The organism is Exiguobacterium sp. SH1S21 (assembly GCF_004337175.1).
In the GTDB taxonomy this organism is placed as follows: domain Bacteria; phylum Bacillota; class Bacilli; order Exiguobacteriales; family Exiguobacteriaceae; genus Exiguobacterium; species Exiguobacterium aurantiacum_A.
This window is the reverse complement of record NZ_SJUY01000001.1, coordinates 537,138-560,952: the sequence shown is the minus strand read 5'-3', so window position 1 is coordinate 560,952 and position 23,815 is coordinate 537,138. Positions and strand designations below refer to the sequence as shown.

At 52.8% G+C, this 23,815-nt stretch carries 23 protein-coding genes and 2 other annotated features; of the genes, 17 read left to right on the top strand and 6 right to left on the bottom strand.

What is annotated here, in order from left to right:
- Positions 1 to 100 precede the first annotated feature (100 nt).
- The gene (locus EVJ24_RS02735) at positions 101 to 733 is read left to right on the top strand and encodes an HAD family hydrolase (RefSeq protein ID WP_131439372.1); all 633 of its coding nucleotides are present in this window, start codon (positions 101 to 103) and stop codon (positions 731 to 733) included.
- 37 nt (positions 734 to 770) lie between these two features.
- Here the strand turns inward: EVJ24_RS02735 and EVJ24_RS02730 are convergent, their stop codons facing one another.
- On the bottom strand, positions 771 to 2,183 hold the full coding sequence (locus tag EVJ24_RS02730) for an NAD-dependent succinate-semialdehyde dehydrogenase (protein WP_131439370.1): 1,413 nt from the start codon (positions 2,181 to 2,183) through the stop codon (positions 771 to 773).
- 86 nt (positions 2,184 to 2,269) lie between these two features.
- Between EVJ24_RS02730 and EVJ24_RS02725 the strand changes: the two genes are divergently transcribed.
- Positions 2,270 to 2,785 (top strand): glycerol-3-phosphate acyltransferase, encoded by a 516-nt coding sequence (locus EVJ24_RS02725; protein ID WP_131439368.1) that lies wholly within the window; start codon positions 2,270 to 2,272, stop codon positions 2,783 to 2,785.
- Entirely contained in the window at positions 2,778 to 4,370 is a 1,593-nt protein-coding gene (locus tag EVJ24_RS02720) for a GNAT family N-acetyltransferase (RefSeq protein WP_131439366.1), read from the top strand. The genes EVJ24_RS02725 and EVJ24_RS02720 overlap by 8 nt, the downstream gene beginning before the upstream one ends.
- On the opposite strand, the gene EVJ24_RS02715 is transcribed toward EVJ24_RS02720, so the two are convergent.
- On the bottom strand, positions 4,309 to 5,946 hold the full coding sequence (locus tag EVJ24_RS02715) for an ABC1 kinase family protein (RefSeq protein ID WP_131439364.1): 1,638 nt from the start codon (positions 5,944 to 5,946) through the stop codon (positions 4,309 to 4,311). The genes EVJ24_RS02720 and EVJ24_RS02715 overlap by 62 nt on opposite strands.
- 94 nt (positions 5,947 to 6,040) lie before the next feature.
- Here EVJ24_RS02715 and EVJ24_RS02710 point away from each other — a divergent pair, with 94 nt between their 5' ends.
- From EVJ24_RS02710 to EVJ24_RS02700, 3 genes are all read left to right on the top strand, one after another.
- Positions 6,041 to 6,646 (top strand): trimeric intracellular cation channel family protein, encoded by a 606-nt coding sequence (locus EVJ24_RS02710; protein ID WP_070329139.1) that lies wholly within the window; start codon positions 6,041 to 6,043, stop codon positions 6,644 to 6,646.
- Positions 6,647 to 6,658: 12 nt separating this feature from the next.
- Entirely contained in the window at positions 6,659 to 7,024 is a 366-nt protein-coding gene (locus tag EVJ24_RS02705; RefSeq protein WP_016510107.1) for a DUF423 domain-containing protein, read from the top strand.
- Positions 7,025 to 7,486: 462 nt separating this feature from the next.
- The gene (locus EVJ24_RS02700; protein ID WP_131439362.1) at positions 7,487 to 9,052 is read left to right on the top strand and encodes a murein hydrolase activator EnvC family protein; all 1,566 of its coding nucleotides are present in this window, start codon (positions 7,487 to 7,489) and stop codon (positions 9,050 to 9,052) included.
- 87 nt (positions 9,053 to 9,139) lie between these two features.
- Here the strand turns inward: EVJ24_RS02700 and EVJ24_RS02695 are convergent, their stop codons facing one another.
- Positions 9,140 to 10,507, bottom strand: coding sequence for an amino acid permease (locus EVJ24_RS02695; RefSeq protein WP_442899253.1), 1,368 nt, complete (start codon positions 10,505 to 10,507; stop codon positions 9,140 to 9,142).
- 189 nt (positions 10,508 to 10,696) lie between these two features.
- Positions 10,697 to 10,927: a binding site (T-box leader), on the top strand.
- 55 nt (positions 10,928 to 10,982) lie between these two features.
- Positions 10,983 to 11,208 (top strand) — a binding site (T-box leader).
- A 57-nt stretch (positions 11,209 to 11,265) separates the two neighbouring features.
- Here EVJ24_RS02695 and trpD point away from each other — a divergent pair.
- From trpD to trpA, 5 genes are read left to right on the top strand one after another with little or no spacing between them, the layout of a single operon-like run.
- Positions 11,266 to 12,255: an anthranilate phosphoribosyltransferase gene (gene trpD, locus EVJ24_RS02690; protein ID WP_131439358.1), complete on the top strand. Its 990-nt coding sequence runs from the start codon at positions 11,266 to 11,268 to the stop codon at positions 12,253 to 12,255.
- Positions 12,252 to 13,013, top strand: coding sequence for an indole-3-glycerol phosphate synthase TrpC (trpC, locus tag EVJ24_RS02685; RefSeq protein ID WP_131439355.1), 762 nt, complete (start codon positions 12,252 to 12,254; stop codon positions 13,011 to 13,013). Before trpD ends, trpC begins: the two co-directional genes overlap by 4 nt.
- Positions 12,989 to 13,561: a phosphoribosylanthranilate isomerase gene (locus EVJ24_RS02680; RefSeq protein ID WP_131439354.1), complete on the top strand. Its 573-nt coding sequence runs from the start codon at positions 12,989 to 12,991 to the stop codon at positions 13,559 to 13,561. Before trpC ends, EVJ24_RS02680 begins: the two co-directional genes overlap by 25 nt.
- Entirely contained in the window at positions 13,543 to 14,727 is a 1,185-nt protein-coding gene (gene trpB, locus EVJ24_RS02675) for a tryptophan synthase subunit beta (RefSeq protein WP_131439352.1), read from the top strand. The genes EVJ24_RS02680 and trpB overlap by 19 nt, the downstream gene beginning before the upstream one ends.
- On the top strand, positions 14,724 to 15,491 hold the full coding sequence (gene trpA / locus EVJ24_RS02670) for a tryptophan synthase subunit alpha (RefSeq protein ID WP_131439350.1): 768 nt from the start codon (positions 14,724 to 14,726) through the stop codon (positions 15,489 to 15,491). Before trpB ends, trpA begins: the two co-directional genes overlap by 4 nt.
- A 36-nt stretch (positions 15,492 to 15,527) precedes the next feature.
- On the opposite strand, the gene EVJ24_RS02665 is transcribed toward trpA, so the two are convergent.
- Entirely contained in the window at positions 15,528 to 17,024 is a 1,497-nt protein-coding gene (locus EVJ24_RS02665) for a potassium/proton antiporter (RefSeq protein WP_131439348.1), read from the bottom strand.
- A gap of 154 nt (positions 17,025 to 17,178) precedes the next feature.
- Between EVJ24_RS02665 and EVJ24_RS02660 the strand changes: the two genes are divergently transcribed.
- Entirely contained in the window at positions 17,179 to 18,114 is a 936-nt protein-coding gene (locus EVJ24_RS02660) for an ATP-grasp domain-containing protein (RefSeq protein ID WP_131439346.1), read from the top strand.
- Between the two features lie 228 nt (positions 18,115 to 18,342).
- Here the strand turns inward: EVJ24_RS02660 and hemQ are convergent, their stop codons facing one another.
- The gene (hemQ, locus tag EVJ24_RS02655; RefSeq protein WP_131439344.1) at positions 18,343 to 19,116 is read right to left on the bottom strand and encodes a hydrogen peroxide-dependent heme synthase; all 774 of its coding nucleotides are present in this window, start codon (positions 19,114 to 19,116) and stop codon (positions 18,343 to 18,345) included.
- A 337-nt stretch (positions 19,117 to 19,453) separates the two neighbouring features.
- Between hemQ and pta the strand changes: the two genes are divergently transcribed.
- The 4 genes from pta to EVJ24_RS15340 all read left to right on the top strand — a co-directional run bounded on the left by pta (position 19,454) and on the right by EVJ24_RS15340 (position 21,739).
- Entirely contained in the window at positions 19,454 to 20,443 is a 990-nt protein-coding gene (gene pta / locus EVJ24_RS02650; RefSeq protein ID WP_070329128.1) for a phosphate acetyltransferase, read from the top strand.
- Positions 20,444 to 20,520: 77 nt separating this feature from the next.
- Positions 20,521 to 21,240, top strand: coding sequence for a DUF2711 family protein (locus tag EVJ24_RS02645; RefSeq protein ID WP_131439342.1), 720 nt, complete (start codon positions 20,521 to 20,523; stop codon positions 21,238 to 21,240).
- A gap of 35 nt (positions 21,241 to 21,275) precedes the next feature.
- Positions 21,276 to 21,575: a rhodanese-like domain-containing protein gene (locus EVJ24_RS02640; protein ID WP_016508292.1), complete on the top strand. Its 300-nt coding sequence runs from the start codon at positions 21,276 to 21,278 to the stop codon at positions 21,573 to 21,575.
- A complete protein-coding gene (locus EVJ24_RS15340; RefSeq protein WP_161567604.1) occupies positions 21,572 to 21,739 on the top strand; it encodes a hypothetical protein in 168 nt (55 codons plus the stop codon). The genes EVJ24_RS02640 and EVJ24_RS15340 overlap by 4 nt, the downstream gene beginning before the upstream one ends.
- Before the next feature lie 38 nt (positions 21,740 to 21,777).
- Here the strand turns inward: EVJ24_RS15340 and folE2 are convergent, their stop codons facing one another.
- The gene (folE2, locus tag EVJ24_RS02635) at positions 21,778 to 22,686 is read right to left on the bottom strand and encodes a GTP cyclohydrolase FolE2 (protein ID WP_016508342.1); all 909 of its coding nucleotides are present in this window, start codon (positions 22,684 to 22,686) and stop codon (positions 21,778 to 21,780) included.
- 255 nt (positions 22,687 to 22,941) lie between these two features.
- Here folE2 and EVJ24_RS02630 point away from each other — a divergent pair, with 255 nt between their 5' ends.
- Positions 22,942 to 23,772: a TerC family protein gene (locus EVJ24_RS02630; protein WP_131439340.1), complete on the top strand. Its 831-nt coding sequence runs from the start codon at positions 22,942 to 22,944 to the stop codon at positions 23,770 to 23,772.
- The last annotated feature ends 43 nt before the right edge of the window (positions 23,773 to 23,815 follow it).

Below are 23,815 nucleotides of genomic sequence, written 5' to 3'. Positions count from 1 at the left end.
TCTCGTTCAGCCGTTTTTTTTGTTACCTGATGTTTCTACTTTTGATTTGGAAGCGAGTCTGCTACGGTAGGAGAATAGGAAAGAGAGAGGAGATACCGACATGGCAGTCATTTTATTTGATATCGATGGGACGCTCGTCGACACGACCGTTCCGATGACGAAAGCGATTCACGAGGCACTCGAACAGCTTCCGCATCTTGAAAAACCGAGCGAGGAGGCGGTCCGGTCTGGCTACGGTTTGGCTGGGGACGCCTTTTGGGAGCACGTCATCCCGGAGGCGACGCGCGAAGAGATCCGTCTCATCCGCAAACTTCGTCACGAGACGCTCGAGCAGGCGATGGAGGGACAAAACGTCTTGTTTGACGGCATCTACAATATGCTCGAGACGCTTCGTGCGAACGGGCATACGTTGACGACGGCAAGCAACTGTGGCGTTCACTATATGAACTTGATCCTCGATACGCAAGGCATCCGTCAGTTCATGACGGCACCTGAATGTCTCGAATCGGTTGGCGGCGAGAAGAAGGCCGATATTTTGACGGCGCACCGCCTGCGCCACGGAGAGGCGAAGTACGTCATGGTCGGTGACCGCAAGTCGGACGTCGAAGCGGGCCGGGCCCATGATTTCCCGGTCGTCTTGACCGGATTCGGCTTCGGGAACGAGGACGAGTGGGCGCTCGCCGATTATGTGATTGCGACGCCAAATGATTTGGTGACGTGGCTCGACAACTGAAAAAACGCCTGTTGAATTTTTTCAACAGGCGTTTTTTTTATAGTCCAAGCGAAATATATTTCACTTCTAAAAACTCTTCGATGCCGTGATGACCGCCTTCACGGCCGAGACCGCTCTGTTTCCATCCGCCGAACGGCGCTTGCGGGGTCGAAGGCAGGCCATCGTTGACGCCGACAATCCCGTATTCGAGCGATTCCGCCAAGTAAAGGGCCTCGTTAATATCTTGTGTGAAGATATAAGACGCGAGGCCGAACGGCGTTGCGTTCGCCCGCTCGATGACTTCGTCGAGCGTGTTGAACGAAGCGATCGGGGCGACGGGTCCGAACGTTTCCTCGTTCATGCAGAGCATATCTTCGTTCGCATAGCGGACGACGGCCGGACGGACGAACAAGCCGTCAAGCTGTTCGCCGCCGGTGATCTCACCCCCACGGATTTGGGCGTCCTCGAGGTGTTTCATCACTTTCTCGACCGCAGCCTCGTCGATGAGCGGACCGATGTCGATGCCGTCGTCGAGCCCGTTCCCAACCTTGAGAGCTTGTACGGCCTCGATGAACCGCTCGGAGAATTCGTCGACGATCGAACTCTCGACGTAAATCCGATTAGCACAGACGCATGTCTGTCCACCGTTACGGAACTTGGTCGCGATCGCTTGTGGGACGGCCTTGTCGAGGTCCGCTTTCGCCGTGACGATGAGCGGGGCATGGCCACCGAGTTCAAGCGAGATCTTCTTCATCGTGTCGGCGGCACCGCGCATGAGCGTCTTGCCGACTTCGGTCGATCCGGTGAACGTCAGCTTGCGTACACGTGAATCGTGCTGCCAAACGTTGACGATACGAGCGGCACTGCCAGTCACGAGATTGATGACACCTTTCGGGAAACCGGCCTTCTCGGCCAATTTGACGAGTTCAATCGCTGTGAGCGGTGTCGCCGAGGCCGGTTTCAAGACTACGGTGCAACCGGCTGCTAGAGCCGGTGCCAATTTGCGGGTGATCATCGCCGCCGGGAAGTTCCAGGGCGTGATGGCAGCGATGACGCCGACCGGTTGTTTGATCGCGAAAATACGTTTCTCGTTTGAAGAAGCAGGGATCGTCTCACCATAGACGCGTCGTCCTTCCGCGGCATACCACTCGATGAATCCGTTGGCGTAACGGATTTCGCCGATCGCTTCTTTCAGCGGTTTGCCTTGTTCTTCGACCATCGTTCGCGCGAGCGCTTCCGTCTCTTCATCGATCAAGCGATGCCATTCGAGCAGTAGGGCGCCCCGGTCTTCGGCTGTCCACTGTTGCCAGTCTTTTAAAGCGGCCTGGGCCGCGTCGACAGCGAGGCCGGCCTCGGTCTCGTCACTCTTTGTCACGGTTGCTATTACGTTACCGGTCGCCGGATTTCGGACCTCGATTGTCTCATTCGTCTCGACCCATTCACCGTTAATGAAGTTGTTCTCAGCTCGCATCTTGATTTCCCCTTTCATTTAAGTCACATTGTAAAAGTACCCGATTTCAAAAAACATACACAATTTTACAAAAGGGAGAGGTAAACATGTGGATTGTCGTCGTAGGCTATCTCGTTGGTAGCATGCTCGGCGGGCGATTATACGGGATGGTGAGTGGTCAAGATTTGGCTTCGAGCGGATCGGGGAATGTGGGAGCCCGGAACGCGTTACGGAGTGGCGGTATTTGGGCGTTTCTTCTCGTCTATGGCTTTGATGTCTTGAAGACAGTACTCGTTCTATCATTGAGTGGTTCCTTTTTTTTTGAGACGGCGCTAGCGCTGACGCTCGGACACATTTATCCGATTTGGCATATCCGAACTGGTGGGAAAGGATACGCTGTGTTTTCTGGAATTATTTTAGCGTATAACCCGATTTGGTTCGTGGGAGGGCTTGTGCTTTTATTACTTCTCATTAAAATAACGCGCAACTCGCGCGAAACAGGGCTCGTCATGTTGTTTCTGCTACCTCTTGCCGCTTGGGGAGATACGACGGATTTCGTATTGGCGGTCATGGCTCTTGCAGTCATCTTGTATCATCACATAAGGGGGACATCACATGGTTGAATTTCGAAAAGCGATGCCGAATGATGAGGAAGCGATTCACCGTTTGAATTATGAGACGTTCGTGGAAGAAATCCCGCAACATCAAGTTAACTTGGAGCGTCGTCTCGTCGATCGTTTCCATAATACGAATACATACTGGATTGGAGAAGCGGACGGGAAACTCGTTGCGATGTGTTCTATTCGTGACGAGCACCCGTTTTCGCTAGAACAGAAAGGAGTTACCCTACCACCGGGCGAGTGGATCGAGGTCCGGCTATTGGCCATAATTCCAGCCTACCGTAACACTCGGACGTTTGCCGGACTCATGCGGGCTATGCTCGCTGAGGCGATTGAACGTAATGTGGAAGGGATTGTGATTAGTGGAACGATCCGCGAACAGAAATTGTATCGACGGTTCGGATTTATCCCTTTCGCAGATCCGGTCGGGCCTGAGGAGGCACTATACATTCCAATGAAGCTGACGCGCGCGGCATTCATGGGGTCTGAGACCGCTCGAACGCTGCGTCCGAAGTTGCTCCTCGCTGGACCTGTCGAACTATCGAACGCGGTGCGCGCAGCTCTTGCCACCCAACCGTTATCACATCGTTCGGCCGAAGCAATTCGCGTACTTCGTTCGGTCGAGACAAAACTGAGTACACGCATCAATCTACCGCACATATACACATTGTTAGGGAGTGGGACAGTCGCAAACGATGCAGTCGCGGCGCAATTGACCGGCCGTGGCTTGATTTTTGATACGGGTGAGTTCGGGCGGCGACTTATCGATCATGCCAGACGAGCGCGTCTCGAGTTTGATGTCCTGACACTCGAAACCGGTAAACGTCTCCCGGTGCAACAGATCGAGCGATACAAACCGGACTGGATTTGGACGGTCCATTGCGAGACGTCTACTGGAAAGTTAGTTGATGTGGAAGGATTGCGTCAGTACGTACACCGGCGCAAAACCATACTCGCAATTGATGCGATTAGCACGGTTGGGACGTTTGAGACGGACTATGCTTTCGCAAACATGGTGACGTTTGTATCAGGAAAAGCACTTCGTAATGCGCCTGGGCTAGCCTTTGTCGCGATGCGGGATCGCCCCATCCCGAACTCGTCGATTCCACGTTATCTCGATTTGGCGAGCTATAATCCGATCGCCTTCACACAATCCGTCCCACTCATTCAAGCTATGGATATTGCGTTGGACGAATTGACTGAAAAAGAGGTGAGTACCCATCAATCCAAGATGGATGTTTGCCTGAAGGAACTGCTAGGTCGGGGCGTAGCAATCGAAACTGGGGACGATCAATCGCCTGGTATTTTATCGATTATGTTACCGGAAGATCGGTCCTCGATTGAATTGGGACGACAATTAGCATATTACGGTTATCACATTCAGTACGAAAGTATGTATTTACAACAGTTGAACTGTGTCCAGGTCTCGACGATGGGATGGACGACCGAACGGGACATGCAACAAGTCGCTGCGTATATCGGGAGGTGGCTCCAGAAAAAAACCGTCACTCAAATGAGTGACGGGATCAGACACGAAAATCTTGACGGGCCAAATGGCGAATCTTTCGACCGAGGCGTCTTGAATTAAAGTAGGCGACGACGGCGACGACACCACCCGACCAAAATAGCCATTCGTCAGGTCGGATGTAGCCGAACAGACCGACGAGCAATCCGAGAACGATGACACCCGAGTTGAACGTCTGGCGATGGAGCAATTCTTTCGATTCGAGCTCGCGTTGGAACATCGCCTGCTCAGACAACCGTTTCCGGGTCGGCTCTTTCAAATAGTTCTCGAGCAACGGCGGTACGTTCAACAGTTTCTTGCCGTAGTTGAGCGCCGTCATGACGTAGCGGTTTTGGATTGTCGTCCCGTCTGATTCGAGCCATTGAATCACGATCGGTTTACCGAGCGTGAACAAATCGATTTTCGGGTCGAGAATCTGTAAAATTCCGAGCAACGTCGAGGCGGCACGACCGAAGAAGGCGAACTCGGCCGGCAGTTGGATCGGCTCGTTCTTCACGAGCAGTTGGATATCTTGGAGCACTTTTTCGATCAATTTCGTATCGACCGTATCAATGTCGGTCTCTAGATAGAATGTGACCGCTTTTTCGATCGCTTGGCGGATGTTATGTTTATTCGCTGTCGGCAACAAGAAGCGCAAGTCTTCGAGGGCATCGACGACACCGTCGTAATCGAGCGAGATGAACGCCTGCAAGATCTTCCGTATCGTCGCCATATCTTGCGCGGTCGACGAGCCGACCATGCCGAAGTCGAGCAGGATGATCGTTCCGTCGGCCCGGATCTGGACGTTCCCAGGGTGAGGGTCGGCGTGGAACTGTCCGCCGAATAATAGTTGTTCCGCGGCCATCGTAAATAGTCGTTCGGCGAGAGCGGAGCGGTCGATATTGTTTTCTTTTAAGAACGCAATATCGGTGATGCGACGGGCGTCGACCCAATCCATCGTCAATACCCGATTCGTACATAAATGGTCGTAGTAGCCCGGGATATAAACATCTGGATTTTCAGCATATTTCGCTTTGAAATACAGCGCGTTTTTTAATTCGGTTTGGAAATTTAGTTCATCCCCGATGACAAAAATCATTTGGCGATATAAGCTATCTAAGTCGGTCGATTTGGCGAGCGGTGTCCGTTTGAGCATCGTCGTGACGATTCGCATCGCTTTGAAGTCGGTACGGATGATTTTTTCGATGTCCGGGCGCTGGATTTTGAGCGCGACCCGTTTCCCGTTTTCAAGAAGCGTGGCCCCGTAGACCTCGCCGATCGAGGCGGAGGCGACGGCGTCGATGCCGACATCTTTCACGACTTGGGTGTACGGTACGCCCCATTCGGCTTCGAGGATGGCACGAGACTTGTCCCAACCTGACGTCGGTACGCGGTCGACGAGCTCTGACAACTCATTAAGGACGGACGGCGGCAACAAGTCGGCCCGGATCGACAAGAATTGACCGAGCTTGATCAACAGTCCCTCTAGGCGGAGCGCGTTACGTTTATACTCGCGGGCGAGCTGCAACATGAGCGCCTCGTACTCTTCCGGAGAGGCGAGACCCTGCTGCTGTTTGCGAGAGAATGAATAAATCTTAATGATGAATCGGGCGAACATTGTGACGATGATCCATATGCGGAACAAGGCGATTCGTTTCATAAAAATACCGACATCCTTTACAAGCAGTCGCTCGACTGATCTGATTTTTTGTATCTTTACTTTACCATATAATGCTTTCGAGAAAGGGCAAGGGATGTTTATGGAGTGGGAATTATTGAACGTCGTCGGAACGATTGCGTTCGCGGCGAGTGGAGCCATCATCGCGATGGACGAAAAGTACGATATTTTTGGAGTTTGGTTGCTCGCCTTCACGACGGCTTTCGGCGGCGGGGCAATCCGTAACGTCTTGCTCGGCAACCCCGTCAGTTTGATTTGGCAACAAAACGATTTATTTATTCTCTGTTTTCTCGTCGCGCTCCTCATCTTCCTGCTCCCGAGCGTCGTCTTGCCGCATTGGGAAAGATGGGGCGTCATCGTCGATGCGATCGGCTTGGTCGCATTCTCTTTCCAAGGGGCGCAAGTGGCCATCAAATTGGATTTGCCGTTGTCGGCAGCGATTGCGGCAGCCGTCCTGACCGGAGTCGGCGGTGGTGTCGTCCGCGACTTGCTCGCGGGGCGCAAGCCGCTCGTCTTGCAGGCTGAAGTGTACGCGATTTGGGCGATCATCATCGCGGTCGTCACGTACTACTTCCGGCTCGAAGGCGGACTTCCGGTGTATGCGTTATTGATTGTCGTCGCGACGCTTCGAGTGATATCCTACTATCGGAAGTGGAATTTACCAGCACGAAAAGTGAGATAAGGGGGAAATCGTATGAAATTATTACTCATTACCGGTGCTGCCTTGATGGCGCTCGGTGTCGCACTCGGCGCGTTCGGGGCCCACGCATTGAAAGAGCGTCTGGCGCCGAACATGCTCGCGAACTGGCAGACGGGGGTCTTGTACCACATGATCCATGCAATCGGCATCATTGCGCTCGCTAGTATTTTGACGAAAGTGAGCATCAGTCAATTCAACACAGCCGGTTGGCTCATGTTTGCCGGCATCCTGTTCTTCTCGGGCAGCTTGTATGTCATGGCGCTTACAGGTATCACGAAACTTGGAGCGGTCACACCAATCGGCGGTGTTCTTTTCATCGCGGCATGGGTGTTCGTCATCATCGGTGCGTTCAAACTGTAACGAAATATCCATCGAGCGTTAACACTTCGTCTGTATGATTAGACGTGTGAGACCCCTCGATTTCACACCCGCAACGAACATTCGGTCAGTCCTGTCATCTTCGCCTTGAGCGAGAAGTCAGACTGACCTTTTTTACGTTTTTTGGAAATGGATGAGTTTAGAAAAAATGCTGGAATATGCTTTTTTGAAATAAGGTAAATGATTTGCTATTTTCAGCTACTATGACAGAAACGTTTCAAACCATAAAAAATCGAAAAAACGTTGAAATACAAAGAAGAGGGAATGCCAACGGCTCTCCCTCTTCTTTGTCGTAATCAAAGTGAAATATAACTTTAACAGGAAAACATTCGAGACTTCGATATAATTAGCCGTGTTGAAACTGAAAAATTAATCGTTTTTGTTACATAGCAAAACGACCGACTTAAATAGAGTATGTAAAACTAGACCGTCAAATTAGAAAGGATGTCTGCATTGATCAATTGGAAACGTACTGTCTCGACACTTACGCTAAGCGCCTTGCTTCTCGGCACGCACTCGGTAGCCGATGCCTCGACGACAATCAAAGAAAAACAAGAGCAACAGAAAAAAGTTGAAGAACAACGCAATAGCGTCAAACAGAATCAATCAAATACGTCTTCGAAAATCGAACAGAACACTAAAGAAATCTCGAAGGTACAAGAAGAAGTCAATAAGATGGACGCTCAGCTTCAAGACATCATCTACGACGTAGCGGCGAAACGCCAAGAAATCAAACGTACCGAGATGAAGATTGAAGATCTCGAAGCGGACATTAAAGGTTACGAGAAAAAGATGATCGCTCAAGAAAAAATGATGAAAGAGCGGATGGCCACGATGCAAACGAACGGTGGTGGTTCAATCAACTGGGCTGAATTCATCTTTGGATCAAAAAACTTCTCTGACTTGATCACGCGCATGATCACGGCTGGTACGATCCAACGTAGCGACCAAGAGTTGTTCAACGACTACGAAGCGACACGTCTGTCTCTTCAAGAAGCACAAGCCGAACTCAAAGCAGAGCGGGCCTCGCTTCTAGAGCAACAGAAAGCACTCGAAGCGCGTCAAGCCGAACTCGAGAAGAAGATGAAACAGCGTGAAGCTCGCATCAAAGAACTCGAAGAGAAAAATATCGAATTTGAAACGCAAATCTTCGACCTACAAGAAATCGAAGCAACGTTGATTGCTCAAGAAGAAGCGATTGCGGCTGAAATCGAAGCACAGCGCCGTGAAGAAGAAGAAGCGCGTCGTCGTGCGGAAGAGGCAGCACGTCAAGAAGCGGCTCGTAAAGCCGAAGAGGCACGTCAAGCTGAGGCTGCCAAAGCAGCGGCCGCGCAACAAGCCGAAGAAGCGAGAGCTGAAGCAGCACGTCAAGAAGAAGCGGCTAAAGCTGCTGCTGCACAAGCTGCTGCTCAGAAAAAGCAGAACAGTAATACTAATTCCCAGTCATCGTCGTCTTCAAACCAAACGACACAAAATAATGTGACAGCTTCTAAACCGGCTGCACCACCGGCATCAAAGCCAGCACCAAAACCAGCACCGGCACCGGCTCCTAAACCGGTACCGACTACGCCGACAACTTCGGCACCGGCACCATCGAGCGCGAAATTCATTCAACCCACGACTGGTCGTTTCTCGCAAGGTTTCGGACCGGCAAGCGGACAGTTCGGCTATTCGTTCCATAACGGTGTCGATATCGCCGGACCAGTCGGAACACCGATCCGTGCCTCGGCAACTGGAACAGTCATTCGGGCTGGATGGGGTGGTGCTTACGGGAACCACGTCATGATCGCCCACGTCATCGACGGTCAAGTTTGGACGACTGTCTATGCGCACATGAACTCGGTATCAGTTAGCGCTGGTCAGCGTGTGACGCAAGGATCAAACATTGGAACGCTCGGGAACACTGGAAACTCTTCAGGCCCGCACCTTCACTTTGAAATCCACCAAGGCAGCTACTCGTACTCGTCTTCGAGCGCCGGTAGCACCGTCAACCCACGTCAGTTCTTCTAATCCTAAACAAACGAGCACTCGTCAATCGCGACGGGTGCTCGTTTTTGCGAAAAAATAGTGCCCATCCATTGCGGATAGGCACTATTTTTAATTAGCCTGCTCGATGTCGTCTTGTTTTGTGTCAGTCTTACGGAACCGCTCGCGGACGAGATAGATGATTGTCAAGCCGACCAACCATGGGATCCCGAACTTGAGCAAGATGTTGAAATCGGTAAACCATGTCGTGATCATCAGGCTGAGCAACAGTCCGGCACCGAGGAGTGGTAAGAACGGATAGCCGATCATACGGACAGGGAGTTTACGCCCCGTCCATTTTTTGCGGAAGAACAAGTGTGAGACGAAGACCATGAACCATGTGAAAATCGCCCCGAACATCGAGATGCCCATGAGGAACGGATACGACGTCTCCATGAATACTTGAAGCAATGCCGCGAGGACGATTCCGCCTGTCGAAACGAACAAGGCAGGCATCGGAATCCCACTGGCGCTTACTTTTTTGAAGATACGCGGTGCGTCGCCAGCTTCGGCGAGTGAGTACATCATGCGCGTCGATGCATACAATTGCGCGTTCATCGCCGACAAGGCGGCGACCAAGATGACGAAATTCAAAATACCGGCCGCGCCAGGCACGTCAAACTGCTGCATGACGAGGACGAACGGACTTTGATCGATACCAGCCTGCTGCCATGGGATGAGCATGAGCATGATGGCGATCGTGATCAAATAGAAGAACGTCAAGCGGAACACGGTCGCCCGCAGCGCCTTCGGTACGGCGCGGTCCGGGTCTTTCGCCTCGCCGGCCGTGACGGCGACGAGCTCTGTCCCGAGGAAGCTGAAGAGCGAGATGAAGATCGTCACCCACATGCCGTAAAATCCGAAAGCGAAGAACCCTTCATTTCCAGTCGTGATCGATTCGATCGGTGAGCCTGGTTGGCCGAACAGTGCCGCCGCACCGAGGACGATGAAAAGAATGATGGCAGTGACTTTGATGAATGATAACCAGTATTCGGTCGTCCCGAACGTATGGACGTGCCGAGCATTAACGTAGATGAGCAATCCGCCGAACACGGCGACCCAGACGAATCCGTTCACATCCGGGAACCAGTAGCGCATGTAAATCGCGATTGCGCTCACTTCGACCCCGATTGCGAGGACGTTGGCAATCCAGTACGAGTAACGGACCAAGAAGCCGGCGAGCGGATGGACATAACGCTCGGCGATCGTGCCGAACGAGCCTGAAGTCGGATGGGCGACGGTCATCTCGGCGAGACAACCCATGAGCAAGAGGACGATAAACGCCCCGATTGCGTAACTGACGAGCACGCTCGGTCCTGCCGTTTGGATGGCGAGGCCGCTTCCGAGGAAGAGGCCCGTTCCGATGGCGCTGCCAAGCGAGATCATCGTGAGCTGTCGGGTCGACAGTTCACGTTTTAGTTTACTAGTTTCCAAAGTCAAATCTCCTTTAGCTGAGTGAAGTGTTGTTGGGGACGACTATAGCAGACAAAAAAATCACGTGTCAACTTGCGACATTCTGAAACATGCGGTCGATTCGTCCGCACTTATAGAAGCAAAGTTTTTTTGCACACTTTTGTTTGACAGGATGAATCGGGAACGGTATAGTACGAGTTAACTTAACTGAAACGAACAAAGGCGTCGACGAAGAGAAGTAACGACGGTCCCCGCATGACAGAGAGCTGATGGTTGGTGTGAATCAGTATGTGGGACGTCGCGAATGGACTTCCGAGCTCTAAACCGAAATTTTTAGTAGGCTTTAGCGGGTTACCCACCGTTATCACGGGGAAGCGGATGATTGTCCGTGAAGTGGGTTCGACATGAACCAACGAAGGTGGCACCACGGGGTTACTCGTCCTTCTCATAGCGTGAGCTGTGAGTTGGACCGAGTAACCCTTTTTTGTTTTTCAAATTGAATCTTAAATCGATGATTGAGAAGAGTAGCGTGAAGAAGTCTCGTACAGAGAGTCAGGGGTGGTGGGATCCTGACCGAGACCGTCACGTGAATGGGCTCATGAGAGCACGGCTGAATGTTAGTAGGCCGTGACGGCTTCCACCGTTATCAGGATACGATGTGATAGCATCGGAAAGTGGGATCGATTGATCCAACGAGAGGTGGCACCGCGGTCCATACCGTCCTCCATACGACAGACGTCGTATGGAGTTTTTTTTATACCCAAATCGCTTAAGGAGGAACGGACATGTTAACACGACTACTGACGAACCAAGTGACGACGACCGAGATGAAACAGGCGGCTTCCGAGTTGTTTCAAGCTGATGAAACGCAAATCACCGAGGTGCTTCTCGCATTGAAAGCACGCGGCGAGACGGCCGAAGAGATGGCGGGGCTGGCCGATTATATCCGTGAGGCGGCGACGTTCCCGGAGACGACGCTCCCTGTGCTCGACGTTTGTGGGACCGGGGGTGACGGAGCGAACACGTTCAACATTAGTTCGACCGTCGCGTTCGTTCTCGCCGGACTTGGTATCCCGGTCGCGAAACATGGGAATCGGAGCGTGTCGAGCCGGTCGGGTAGCGCCGACGTGCTCGAGGCGTTGAATATCCCGATTGTCCAAAGTGCTGACGACGTGTTAGCTGAACTTGAGCGGACGAATTTGAGCTTCTTGTTCGCCCAACATGTCCACCCGATCATGAAACATGTCATGCCGGTGCGAAAACGGCTCGGGACGGCGACGATCTTTAATCAAATCGGTCCGCTGACGAACCCGCTCAAGCCGAGACGGCAATTGATCGGCGTCTACCATCCGGACTTGATTGAGAAGATGGCTACGGCGATGCGTCATCTCGGAGTCGAACGGGGCATGGTCGTCCATGGGGCCGGCGGACTCGACGAGGCGAGCCTCGTTGGTGCGAACGAGGTACTCTTCTTTGACGGAGAGCAGACGGCGAGATATAAAGTCGACCCAAGGGATGTCGGGTTGATGCGGGCGCCGCTGTCCGCATTACGAGGCGGCACACCAGAAGAGAACGCAGCCACGCTCGTCGCCGTCTTAAACGGTGAGACCGGCCCGGCCCGAGACGTCGTCTTGTTGAATGCGGCGTTAGCGTTATGCACATACGGCGCAGTCAAGACGTTGCGTGAAGGTGTGGCCGAGGCGAGTCGAAGCATCGACGAGGGGCATGCCACCCGCGTCCTTAAGCAACTACAAAAAACGGAGGTGGGCGCATGAGCTACTTGACGAAAATTATTGGGACGAAAATCGAAGAGGTCAACCAGATGCAAGATATCGCGGTTACGGCGACGGAGCCGATCTCGTTACAGCGGCTGGTCGCGGACGGGTTTCATATCATTGCGGAAATTAAGCGGGCATCCCCATCAAAAGGCGTGATTCGCGCCGAACTCGATGTGGCCGAACGGGCTCAGGTTTACGAACGGGCCGGTGCGACGATGATTTCGGTGCTGACGGATACGACGTACTTTAACGGCTCGTTCGATGATTTACGTCAAGTCGCTGACGCCGTCGATATCCCGGTCCTGTGCAAAGACTTCATCATCGATGAACGGCAACTCGACCGGGCGAAAGCGGCCGGTGCGAGCGCGGCGTTGTTGATCGTCGCGGCGTTACATCCGACTCGCCTGCACGCGTTGAAGCAACACGCGCGCCTGATCGGCCTCGACGTGCTCGTCGAAGTGCACGATGAAGCCGAACTCCAGACGGCGCTCGAACTTGAGGACGTGTTGATCGGCATCAACAACCGGAACTTGAAGACGTTCGATGTATCGCTCGAGACATCGATTGAATTGATGAAGCGTTATCCGAACGTGGCGTTCGTCAGTGAGAGCGGAGTCAGCACCGGCGAAGCAGCAAGCCGACTGCGAGACGCGGGAGCCAAAGCCATTCTCGTCGGAGAGGCGCTTATGCGACAGGATGACCCGACGGCGTTGATTGAGGAGTTGAAGACGTGTTCGTTAAAATATGTGGATTGAAAACAGAAGCAAGCGTGAGGGCGGCTGTTGAAGCCGGGGCCGATGCGATCGGCTTCGTGTTCGCGAACAGCTCACGCCAAGTCGATGTGACGACGGCGAAACGGCTACGACAGTTGATCCCGAGTCACGTCCGTGTCGTCGGAGTGTTTCTCGACCCGACGCTTGAGGAGGTCGAGACGGCAATCACTTGTGGATTGACGGATATCCAACTGCACCGGCGCACATTGCCGCTTGAGACGTTTCGACAGTTCAATTTGCCGATCATCGAAGCGAGTAGCGAGACGGAGGCAGATATCGTCTTACTGGATGCACCGACGCCCGGGAGCGGGGAGACGCTCGACTGGTTGCAGTTGGAACGTCCGCAGCAAACGTTCTGGCTTGCCGGTGGTTTGACGGCCGACAACGTGAGACAAGCGATGCACGACGTACGGCCTGACGGGGTCGACGTCTCAAGCGGCGTCGAGACAGATGGAGAGAAAGATATCGATAAAATTCGCACGTTCATCAGACGTGCCAAGGAGGAAACACCATGTACACACAACCAGTGAACGGGAAGTTTGGCCCGTACGGAGGCAAATATATACCGGAAACACTCATGCAGGCCGTTGAAGAACTCGAGGTGGCTTATGAGGAAGCGAAGTTAGATTCTGAATTTCAAGAACGCTTTGACGCGTTGCTCAGCGAATACGTCGGACGGGAGACCCCGCTTTATTATGCGGAGAACATGAGCCGACGCCTCGGGACGAACGTCTACTTGAAACGGGAGGATTTGAACCATACCGGTGCCCATAAGATCAACAACACAATCGGGCAGGCACTGCTCGCCAAGCGGATGGGGAAACAGAAAATTGTCGCCGAGACCGGTGCCGGACAACACGGTGTGGCGACGGCGACAGTGTGTGCGCTGCTCAACTTAGAATGTACGATTTTCATGGGTGAGGTCGATGTCGAGCGGCAAGAGTTGAACGTGTTTCGGATGGAACTGCTCGGGGCGACGGTCATTCCGGTGAAGTCAGGCAGCCGAACATTGAAAGATGCGGTCAACGAGGCGTTACGCTACTGGGTCAAACACGTTGACGATACACACTACGTCATGGGCTCTGTACTTGGACCACACCCATTCCCGACGATGGTGCGTGACTTCCAAAGTGTGATCGGAACAGAGACACGGCGCCAAATTTTAGACAAGACCGGACGCTTGCCGGATGCCGTCATCGCTTGCGTCGGTGGTGGCAGCAACGCCATGGGGATGTTCTACCCGTTCTTGAATGACGAGGATGTCGCCTTGTACGGAGTCGAGGCAGCAGGAAGCGGCGTCGACACGGACAAGCATGCGGCGACGCTCACGAAAGGTGAGGTCGGCGTGCTCCACGGCTCGCTCATGTACGTGCTACAAGACGGGGCCGGGCAAATCCAAGAAGCGCACTCGATCTCGGCCGGACTCGATTATCCTGGGGTCGGACCAGAACATAGTTTCTTGAAAGACATCGAGCGTGTCCGCTACGCGGCAGTCACCGATGAGGCGGCGTTAGAGGCATGTATGTCACTCAGTCGACATGAGGGAATCATCCCGGCACTCGAGTCGTCACATGCGCTCGCCTATGCCGAGACGCTCGCCGCGACGATGGACGAGGACGATCTGCTCGTCATCTGTCTGTCAGGCCGAGGCGATAAAGATGTGCATACGATTCGAGAAAGGGTGGGACGGAAATGAGCTTAGAGACAGCGATTCGAAATAGAGACGGGGCAGCGTTCGTCCCTTACATCATGGCCGGAGACGGCGGACTCGATCAACTCATTCCGACGATCGAGCGGCTTGAAGCGATGGGCGCGACGGCAATCGAGCTCGGGATCCCGTTCTCAGATCCGGTAGCGGACGGGCCGATTATCGAGGCGGCGGGGATGCGCGCTCTCGCAAACGGCGTGACGCTCTCTAGTGTGTTGGATTATTTAATAGAAGGAACTGAGCGTTTCTCAGTCCCAATCGTCCTGATGACATACTTGAATCCAGTGTTCCGGTTCGGAATCCAGCCATTCTTCGACCGTGCGGCCGCATGTGGCGTCAGCGGTGTCATCATCCCCGATTTGCCGTTCGAAGAGAGCCTCGAACTATTCGCGGGGATTGAACGGAACGGGGTCGCGGTCGTCCCGCTCGTCACATTGACGAGTAACAAACAACGAATCGACACGATCTTAAGTCAGGCCGAAGGGTTCGTCTACGCGGTGACGCTCAAAGGGACGACCGGAAAAGTCGACGCGTTCCCGGACGAACTGCTCGCCCATTTGCGCTCGTTGACAGAACGGTCTCCGGTCCCGGTACTCGCCGGATTCGGTGTCCATCGGGAAGACCAAGTGCAAGCGCTCGGTGAGGCGTGTGACGGGGTCGTCGTCGGTAGTTTCATCGTCGAGGCGCTCCACGCCGGACGCGAGCAAGACGTTGCCGATTTGATCGCAGCGGCGCGTCGAGTCAAAGCATAAAACAAGGACCGTGCCTCGGGCACGGTCCTTGTTCGTTCATAGCTCGACGCGTTCAAGCCCGTCTTCCCCGAACTTGCGATCGAGTTGATCGTGACGATACGTCGAGGCGAGGACGTACAACAAGTCGCCCGGCTCAATTTTCGTTTGACCCGTAGGCGGGATGAGATAGTCTTTGCGGACGATCGCATTGACGACCGTGTTCGGCGGTAACGTGATGTCTGCGAGCGTGCGCCCAATCATCGATGACTCTTCCGTCGCCACGTATGGAACGAGCTGATGCTGCGACTGTTTACTCGACACGAGCGCGATCGTATACGGTGAGCGGATCTTATCTGGCCCGAGTAGGTTCAGTCTGGCCGCAAGCGGTGTGAGCGTCGTTCCTTGAATCAACGCGCTCGTCACGACGACGAAGAAGACGGCGTTGAAGATGAGTTGGCTGTTGTCGATCCCGGCGATGAGCGGAAACGTCGCTAGTACGATCGGGACCGCTCCTTTTAGGCCGGCCCAAGAGATGAACAGTTTTTCCTTATGCGTGAACGGCATCGCGATCGTCGATAAGTAAACGGCGATCGGACGGGCGACGAACATGAGGAAAAATGAAACCAACAGCCCTTTCCAAATGAGTTCTGGATCGAACAGTTGTTTCGGATAGACGAGAAGGCCGAGGATGACGAACATGATAATTTGCATGATCCAAGCGAGCGCCTCCGAAAATTGGACGATGGTCACTTCGTGGGCGGTGTGGGCGTTCCCGACGATCATTGCGGCAAGATAGACGGCAAGCAAGCCGCTGCCGGCGAAGTAGGCGGCCACGCCATACGTCATGAACGCCATCGAAATCATGAGGACGGCGTGCAGGCCGCTCGATTCAAGGCGCAAATGATTGAGCATGAGCCGTGACAGGTTCCCGAGCATATACCCGGCGAACGCCCCGACGATGATCTGTAGGAGGAACATCCAAATGCCGTCCCAAATCGTCGTATCCGGTTTCAACATGAAGTCGAGAGCGAGGATCGTTAAAAACATCGCCATCGGATCATTCGTGCCGGACTCGGCTTCGAGTGTCGCGCCGACTTTCGGTGCGATATTCTTTCCTTTGAAGGCGGCGAAGACGGCGGCAGCATCGGTCGATCCGATGATGGCACCGAATAGGAAAGACTCAATCCAGTCGAAACCGAATACGAAACGAACAGCCACGGCGACGAGCCCGGTCGTCAATAAGACCCCGATTGTCGCGAGCGAGGCGGACGGAGCGAGGACACTCCGAATCGAGGCCCATTTCGTCTGCAGACCACCTTCGAACAAAATAACGATTAGAGCGGAAATTCCGATCATCTGGGCAAGGTTCGAGTCATCGAAGAAGATTAAGCCGGTGACGTCACTACCCATGATCATGCCGATCCCCATGAACAGAATCAACGCAGGAAGGCCGAAACGGGTGGACACGCGCGTGGCCAAAACCCCTGCGACGAGGAGGAGGCCGAACAAGAGGATTAAAACGTCTGTACTTAAAATAGGTGCAGTCAAACACATCACTTCCCTTTGAAATTGTCACTTTTCACATAGGTTATTAAGTTCATTATACCATGAAACCGTTATGAAATAAGAATGAACGCATCGTTGATTATGCTAATTGGAATAGTCGGATAACGGTGTGGTACATTAGGAGTATCAAAGGGGGATTCATATGGCTAAAATTCACGTTTTGCATGAAAACAATGAGTGGACGGACCATCTCGTCAAAAGGCTTGAGGAGTTATCACTTCCATATGAACTGTGGCATTTAGATGAAGGGATCATCGATATCGAGGCGACGCCGCCGAATGGCGTGTTCTACAACCGGATGAGTGCGTCGTCACATACGCGCGGGCATCGCTACGCGCCAGAGCTGACAGAAGGAGTGCTTGCCTGGCTCGAGGCGAACGGACGGACCGTCTTCAACGGGACACGGGCGATTCGCCTCGAAGTGAGCAAGGTCAACCAATATACGGCGCTTCGTCAAGCGGGGATCCGTGTGCCGAAGACGATTGCTGCCGTCGGAAAAAAACAAATCATCGAGGCGGCCGAGCGTTTAGGCATGAGTCCGTTCATCACAAAGCATAACCGGGCCGGTAAAGGGCTTGGCGTGCAGCTGTTCCATTCGATTGAAGCGTTGAAAGGGTATGTGTACGGACCGACGTTCGAGGACTCGGTCGATGGGATCACGCTCATCCAACAATATATCGAAGCACCGAAACCGTTCATCACGCGCTGTGAATTTATCGGCGGAAAGTTCCTCTACGCGGTACGGGTCGATACGTCGGAAGGGTTCGAACTGTGCCCGGCGGATGCGTGTTCGATTGAAGATCAATTCTGCCCGGTCGGTGAGACGCCGCCGGCCAAATTTGAAATCGTCGACGGGTTCGCCGACCCGATCATCGATCAGTTAGAAGCGTTCTTGGCAACAAATAATATCGCTGTCGCGGGGATTGAGATTATCGAAGACCGTGACGGCAACGTCTATGCGTACGACGTCAACACGAATACGAACTATAACTCGGACGCGGAAGCGAAGGCAGGTCAATACGGCATGCTGGAACTCGCGACGTTCCTTGGCGACGCGCTTCACGCGAAGACAAAATAAGGGTCAGGCTTTCGCCTGACCCTTTCGCTGTGTATGTTGTAATTGTTGTTCAAATCGAATTTGGACTAGCTCTGCTGTCGGGGCCATTCGTTCAATGAACGAATCTAAACGTTTTGCAGTGTCTCGATCTGATTCCTTGAACACGCGCATCGTTGTTCACCTCATTGATCATTGTTGTAAGTGCCTCTACAACGATGTTTCCCGAGCGGGTCGATGCGTAAACCTCAATCAACCTAGGAATGTGCCGAGTTCTTCTTTCGGAAGGATGTTTCCGACGTAGAAGTCACCAAACTCGCCATATTTGGCGCTGACTTCATCGAAACGCATCTCGTAAACAATCTTCTTAAATTGGAGCGAGTCTTCCGCGAAGAGCGTGACGCCCCATTCCCAGCCGTCAAATCCGGTCGATCCGCCGATGAACTGCTGGATCTTGCCGGCATAGCTGCGGCCGATCATGCTGTGGCGGTACATGAGGTCTTTCCGCTCGTCCATCGACAGCGTATACCAGTTGTCCTCGTCACGGCGCGCCTTGCTCATTGGATAGAAGCAGATGTGGGCTGCTTTCGGCAACGTCGGGTACAAGCGCGAGCGGATGTGCGGGTTCTCGTACGGATCCCCGTCACCAGAGCCGCGGTACATGCCGAGTTCGATGACTGAGACGTAAGAGTACGATGGGATCATATAGTCGTACAGTTTCGTCTTACGAAGGGCGAGTTCGACTTGTTCGAGCTCTTTGAACGTCGGACGAAGGACCATGAGGACGACGTCCGCTTTTTGACCGAGGATCGAATAGAAGGCGTGACTGCCTTCTCCGCGTGTTTCGACGTCTTCGAGAGAGGCGAGGAAGGCGACGAACTCCTCAATCATTTCTTGACGCACCGCCTTGTCGACTGCTTTTAGGCGTGTCCAATCGATCGAGCGGAAATCATGGAGCGTATACCAACCGTCTAATGTGGCGGCTGCGTGCTGTGTTTCGGTTGTCGGTGCTGGACGTTCTGACATGAAAAAACTCCTTTCGAGACTTGGCTTCGCTGTTTATTTTACCACAGACACTTTACCGCCTGGCAAATTTGGCGCTATCTGTGAGAGTAATCACAAGCGAGACAAACTAAAGAAAAACGCGGACACAGAAATGTAAACGGCTTCACAGCAACCTGTATCAGTCATAAATACAGAACTGTTCTATTCATATAATGACTGATTTCAAGCGATTTATGACGATATGGGCAGAATAGTTTATTTTAAAAAAAGGACTGTGTATAATAAGACACGCATACGGACAATTGTGTCCTAAAGAGAAAACATAGATATCTTCCAATCGAAAAGGAGTTCACTTACCATGAAATTATTTGACACGTTGAAGCAAAAAGTCAGCCCGATTCGTCCGACCATCGTCTTAGCAGAAGGCGTCGATGAGCGCGTCCTTGGAGCTGCAGTCCGTTTAAAAAATGACGGCATGGTCAACCCAATCGTCGTCGGTCCGAAAGCAGACATCGATGCAGTCGCAGCGAAACATGGCTTTGATATCTCGAACTTGACGCAGTACGACCCAGCGACATATGAAGATATCGACACGCTCGTCGAATCGTTCGTCGAGCGCCGTAAAGGCAAAGCGACGGCTGAACAAGCTCGTGAATTGTTGTCGTCAGATGTGAACTACTTTGGTACGATGCTCGTCCACACGGGCAAAGCGGAAGGTCTCGTCTCGGGTGCGATGCATGCGACGGCCGACACGGTCCGTCCAGCACTCCAAATCATTAAGATGCAAGAAGGCATCAAAAAGACGTCAGGTGTGTTCATCATGGTACGTGACGATGAGCAATACGTCTTCTCGGACTGTGCGATCAACATCGCACCGGACGCGGCCGACCTTGCCGAGAACGCCTACTTGTCAGCGTTGACGGCGAAGACGTTCGGTATCGAGCCGCAAGTCGCGCTCCTCAGCTTCTCGACGAAAGGTTCGGCGAAGTCGCCTGAAACCGAGAAAGTCATCGAAGCGACGCGTCTCGCCAAAGAGAAAGCGCCAAACCTTCCAATCGATGGTGAGCTTCAGTTCGACGCAGCGTTCGTCCCGAGCGTGGCAGCGAAGAAAGCACCGGGCTCTGACGTCGCCGGTAACGCCAACGTGTTCGTCTTCCCGAGCCTCGAAGCCGGGAACATTGGCTACAAGATGGTTCAACGTTTCGGCGGATTCGAAGCGATCGGACCGATCTTGCAAGGTCTCAACAAGCCAGTCAATGACTTGTCGCGTGGCTGTAATGAAGAAGACGTCTATAAATTGACGCTCATCACAGCGGCACAAGCGATTGACGAGCGCAACGAAGCGTAAGTCAGAAGCATCTTCCCACAGCGGAGGATGCTTTTTTTGATGCGCAGTTGTAAACTATTGGAAAAGGAGGCGGTCACATGGAGGAGATTGAGGGAGCCATCACTTTACCGGAAGGACATCGCTACGCCATGTTCGGCGGTGGAGATGATTTTCCGATTAAAACTTACTATGAGGGCGTGTTTGAAGAAGTGTTCGTCGCGTACCATCCGTTTCTCGGACCGATAGAAGATCCTAAAGCAATTGACCGATATGTCGAGATGAACAAAAACGAAGTGGAACAGCATTTTCGTGCCGTCGCATGGGAAGATATGCGCCGCCAACTTGGTTTTGAAGACGTCAAACGTATCGATCACGCACTCCGAACGATGATTGGGGCGTTGAAACCGCATGCCGAAGATAAAGAAGGCGCAAATCGAATCATCGAATTTTGCGAGCGCGAGAATTTACTCCCACCTGGCGAAGGCGAGCTGTCTGATTTCTTAAAGAATCGGGTATTAAGGGCGCTTCTGGAGACGGGAGAAGAATGGATATGGAGCGGCGACGAATTTTGTACGGAGCGCCATCTTATCAACATTCGAGAAGTTCTTGCAGCCGATACATGGTACATGAATCATCGCACGTTTTTCGGCTATCAGCATGATTGGCTCATCGTACCGCCGTGGGATAGCCACTTCACTTTATTTTGCGGCAGTCAGTCTTGGGTAAGTGACATGGTCGAACGTTGTGGTCTGAAAGGTTTCTACTGCGATGACGAGACGACCATCAATTGGAGTTTGTCCGACACGAAACTGAGGTAAACTAGTAGGGGATAACAATTTAAGGGGGAAACAGCATGCAAAGCATCCATGCAACTGAATTACGTGAAAAGCTTGAGAACGGGGAGTCGCTCCACATCATCGACGTGCGCGAACAAGACGAGTACGACGCGGGCCATATCCCGAACGTGCCGCTCTATCCGCTGTCTGAATTCCCGGGCGTGACCGAGAAGCTTGCGCAAGACAACGTCTATCATGTCATCTGCCGCTCGGGCGGACGCAGCCAGACGGCGTGCGACTATTTGGAATCGGAAGGGTTCAAAGTCGTCAACGTCGAGGGCGGCATGCTCGCTTGGGACGGTGACGTCGAAGCGTGATGCTCGACAATCCGTGGGTCGTCATTCCGCTCTTGATCGTCCTCTATTTGACGGTGTACGCGTTCGTGAAGCGTCTCGACTGGAACAGATGGCGCACCATCTGGGCGGTGTGGATCGTCCTGATCGTCCTTTTGTTGACGATCCGCCTCATACAAAGTGTATAAAAAAACGAGTGAAGCCAAGTATCTGGCTTCACTCGTTTTTAGTTGTCACGTTTATCGAACGTGATTGACGCGATCGCGTCGTGCTGGTGGATCGACTCTTCGTTTCGGCATTCGACGAAGAAGTTGACGACTTGTTTCATCTCGTACAAGTCGGCTGCAATCAAGCGGACCATATCTTCGACGAAACGTGGGTTTTCGTAAGCGATTTCTGTAGCCCGTTTCTCATCCGGACGTTTTAAGACCGGGTGAAGTGGTGCCGATGCGTTCGACTCCGCCGCATCGAGCAATGCGAGTCTCCAGTCGAAGCCGTCGAGCGACGCTTCGTCAAGACCGGCTTCGATTGTGATGTAGCCGCGCTGGTTATGGGCGCTGTATTCGCTGATCTCTTTTGAACATGGGCATAGCGTTGTCACGTTGATGACGAGACCGACCGTCACGCTCGCCATACCTGTCTCGAGGTTGTATGTCACGTTGTGCATGACGTCGGCGTTCATAAGACCGCTGAGGCCCGTCGCCGGTGCTTTTCGGCTGAAGAACCATGGGTAGCGGACCGTCAATTGACCTTCCGTTTGTTCCATGCGCTCGGCGAGTTCTTGGGCGAACTCGATGAGCGAGCGGTTTGATAACGTCCAGCCCTGCGTATGGTACGCGTCGAGCTGTTCCGTAAGACGTGACATGTTGATGCCTTTACGATCTTGGACGAGTGATGTCGTTAATTCAAACGTTGCGACCGTCGCTTGGATGCCGTCTGGCGTTTCGATGTTGACGGGATGTTTAACGTTCGAGATCCCAACGCTGTCGAGTGCGAACAAGAAGTTCTTAGGTGTATTTTGAAGATCAACCATTTTATCTTTTTCTGTCGGTTTCGTACCTTTGACCGGCGGGACCGAGCCGAATAGTTTATGTCGTTCTGCTTTAGTAGGTAAAGCGACATGGCTTGTAGACATAATCGGATTCTCCTTTTTTGAGAGGGCAAATGACCGCCACTCGTTCTTGTTAGGATTTTATCACGAAATGGATATAAACCGGGTATCATTTTGCTTCGTGAACGTGCTTTGAAACTGTTCGGAGGAAAAAAACTTCAGACAATAAAGACAAGAAGATTGATTTAATTGACGAACGGGAATAAAATGTTCCTGTGAACTTAAAAAAATAGATCACTATTAAATATGAAAGAACACAAACAAAAAGGGGATGTTTTAATGGATTGGCAATTAATCCTGCAGTACGCCTGGATCATCGTCGTACTCGTCGGTCTCGAAGGGCTCCTATCTGCAGACAACGCGCTTGTCTTGGCGGTCATGGTCAAGCATTTGCCGCGGACAGAACAGAAGAAAGCGCTATTCTACGGTTTATTAGGAGCGTTCGTCTTCCGCTTCATCGCATTATTCTTAATCTCGTTCTTAATCAACGTCTGGCAAGTCCAAGCACTCGGTGCCCTTTACTTGATCGGAATGAGCGCGCGACATCTGTATATGACGTATAAGGCGCGCAAGATGGATCCAAAACAAGATCTCGCCGCTGAGGCGAAAGAAGAGACGGCAATTACCGAGAAGCCGGTCACGAAAAAAGAGTTTTGGTGGACGGTCGCTAAAGTCGAGTTCGCCGATATCGCTTTCGCGGTCGACTCGATCTTGGCAGCGGTCGCACTCGCAGTCAGCTTGCCGCCGCTCGGTCTTGGAGAGATCGGTGGTATCGATTCGGGTCAATTCTTCGTCGTCTTGACGGGTGGACTCATCGGCGTTGTCTTGATGCGATTCGCGGCCCGCGTCTTCGTGAAGCTGCTGCATCAACGTCCGACACTTGAGACGGCCGCCTTCATCATCGTCGGCTGGGTCGGTGTGAAGTTGACGGTACTCGTCCTCGAGCACCCTGGCTTCAAGGAATTGATTGCCGGTACACCGTTCGCGTTCATGGGTCTTCCAGACGGTTTTGTTCACTCATTAGGTTGGACACTATTCTTCTGGTCGGTCATGGTCGGGATCGCCTTATGGGGTTGGTTTTCTTCAAAACCGACAGCGGTCAAACATTAAAAAAAATCCTGTCTTTCGCGTATGCGGAAGGCAGGATTTTTTG

Bases quoted from the DNA above. Each gene is read 5' to 3' on its own strand.
- EVJ24_RS02660 (WP_131439346.1), top strand. From the start codon at position 17,179: ATGGCTAAAATTCACGTTTTGCATGAAAACAATGAGTGGACGGACCAT.
- EVJ24_RS02715 (WP_131439364.1), bottom strand. From the start codon at position 5,946: ATGAAACGAATCGCCTTGTTCCGCATATGGATCATCGTCACAATGTTC.
- EVJ24_RS02730 (WP_131439370.1), bottom strand. From the start codon at position 2,183: ATGCGAGCTGAGAACAACTTCATTAACGGTGAATGGGTCGAGACGAAT.
- folE2 (WP_016508342.1), bottom strand. From the start codon at position 22,686: ATGTCTACAAGCCATGTCGCTTTACCTACTAAAGCAGAACGACATAAA.
- EVJ24_RS02710 (WP_070329139.1), top strand. From the start codon at position 6,041: ATGTTTATGGAGTGGGAATTATTGAACGTCGTCGGAACGATTGCGTTC.
- EVJ24_RS02725 (WP_131439368.1), top strand. From the start codon at position 2,270: ATGTGGATTGTCGTCGTAGGCTATCTCGTTGGTAGCATGCTCGGCGGG.
- EVJ24_RS02630 (WP_131439340.1), top strand. From the start codon at position 22,942: ATGGATTGGCAATTAATCCTGCAGTACGCCTGGATCATCGTCGTACTC.
- trpD (WP_131439358.1), top strand. From the start codon at position 11,266: ATGTTAACACGACTACTGACGAACCAAGTGACGACGACCGAGATGAAA.
- EVJ24_RS02705 (WP_016510107.1), top strand. From the start codon at position 6,659: ATGAAATTATTACTCATTACCGGTGCTGCCTTGATGGCGCTCGGTGTC.
- trpB (WP_131439352.1), top strand. From the start codon at position 13,543: ATGTACACACAACCAGTGAACGGGAAGTTTGGCCCGTACGGAGGCAAA.
- EVJ24_RS02700 (WP_131439362.1), top strand. From the start codon at position 7,487: ATGTCTGCATTGATCAATTGGAAACGTACTGTCTCGACACTTACGCTA.
- pta (WP_070329128.1), top strand. From the start codon at position 19,454: ATGAAATTATTTGACACGTTGAAGCAAAAAGTCAGCCCGATTCGTCCG.
- EVJ24_RS02645 (WP_131439342.1), top strand. From the start codon at position 20,521: ATGGAGGAGATTGAGGGAGCCATCACTTTACCGGAAGGACATCGCTAC.
- EVJ24_RS02735 (WP_131439372.1), top strand. From the start codon at position 101: ATGGCAGTCATTTTATTTGATATCGATGGGACGCTCGTCGACACGACC.
- trpA (WP_131439350.1), top strand. From the start codon at position 14,724: ATGAGCTTAGAGACAGCGATTCGAAATAGAGACGGGGCAGCGTTCGTC.
- EVJ24_RS02665 (WP_131439348.1), bottom strand. From the start codon at position 17,024: ATGTGTTTGACTGCACCTATTTTAAGTACAGACGTTTTAATCCTCTTG.
- EVJ24_RS02640 (WP_016508292.1), top strand. From the start codon at position 21,276: ATGCAAAGCATCCATGCAACTGAATTACGTGAAAAGCTTGAGAACGGG.
- EVJ24_RS02720 (WP_131439366.1), top strand. From the start codon at position 2,778: ATGGTTGAATTTCGAAAAGCGATGCCGAATGATGAGGAAGCGATTCAC.
- trpC (WP_131439355.1), top strand. From the start codon at position 12,252: ATGAGCTACTTGACGAAAATTATTGGGACGAAAATCGAAGAGGTCAAC.
- hemQ (WP_131439344.1), bottom strand. From the start codon at position 19,116: ATGTCAGAACGTCCAGCACCGACAACCGAAACACAGCACGCAGCCGCC.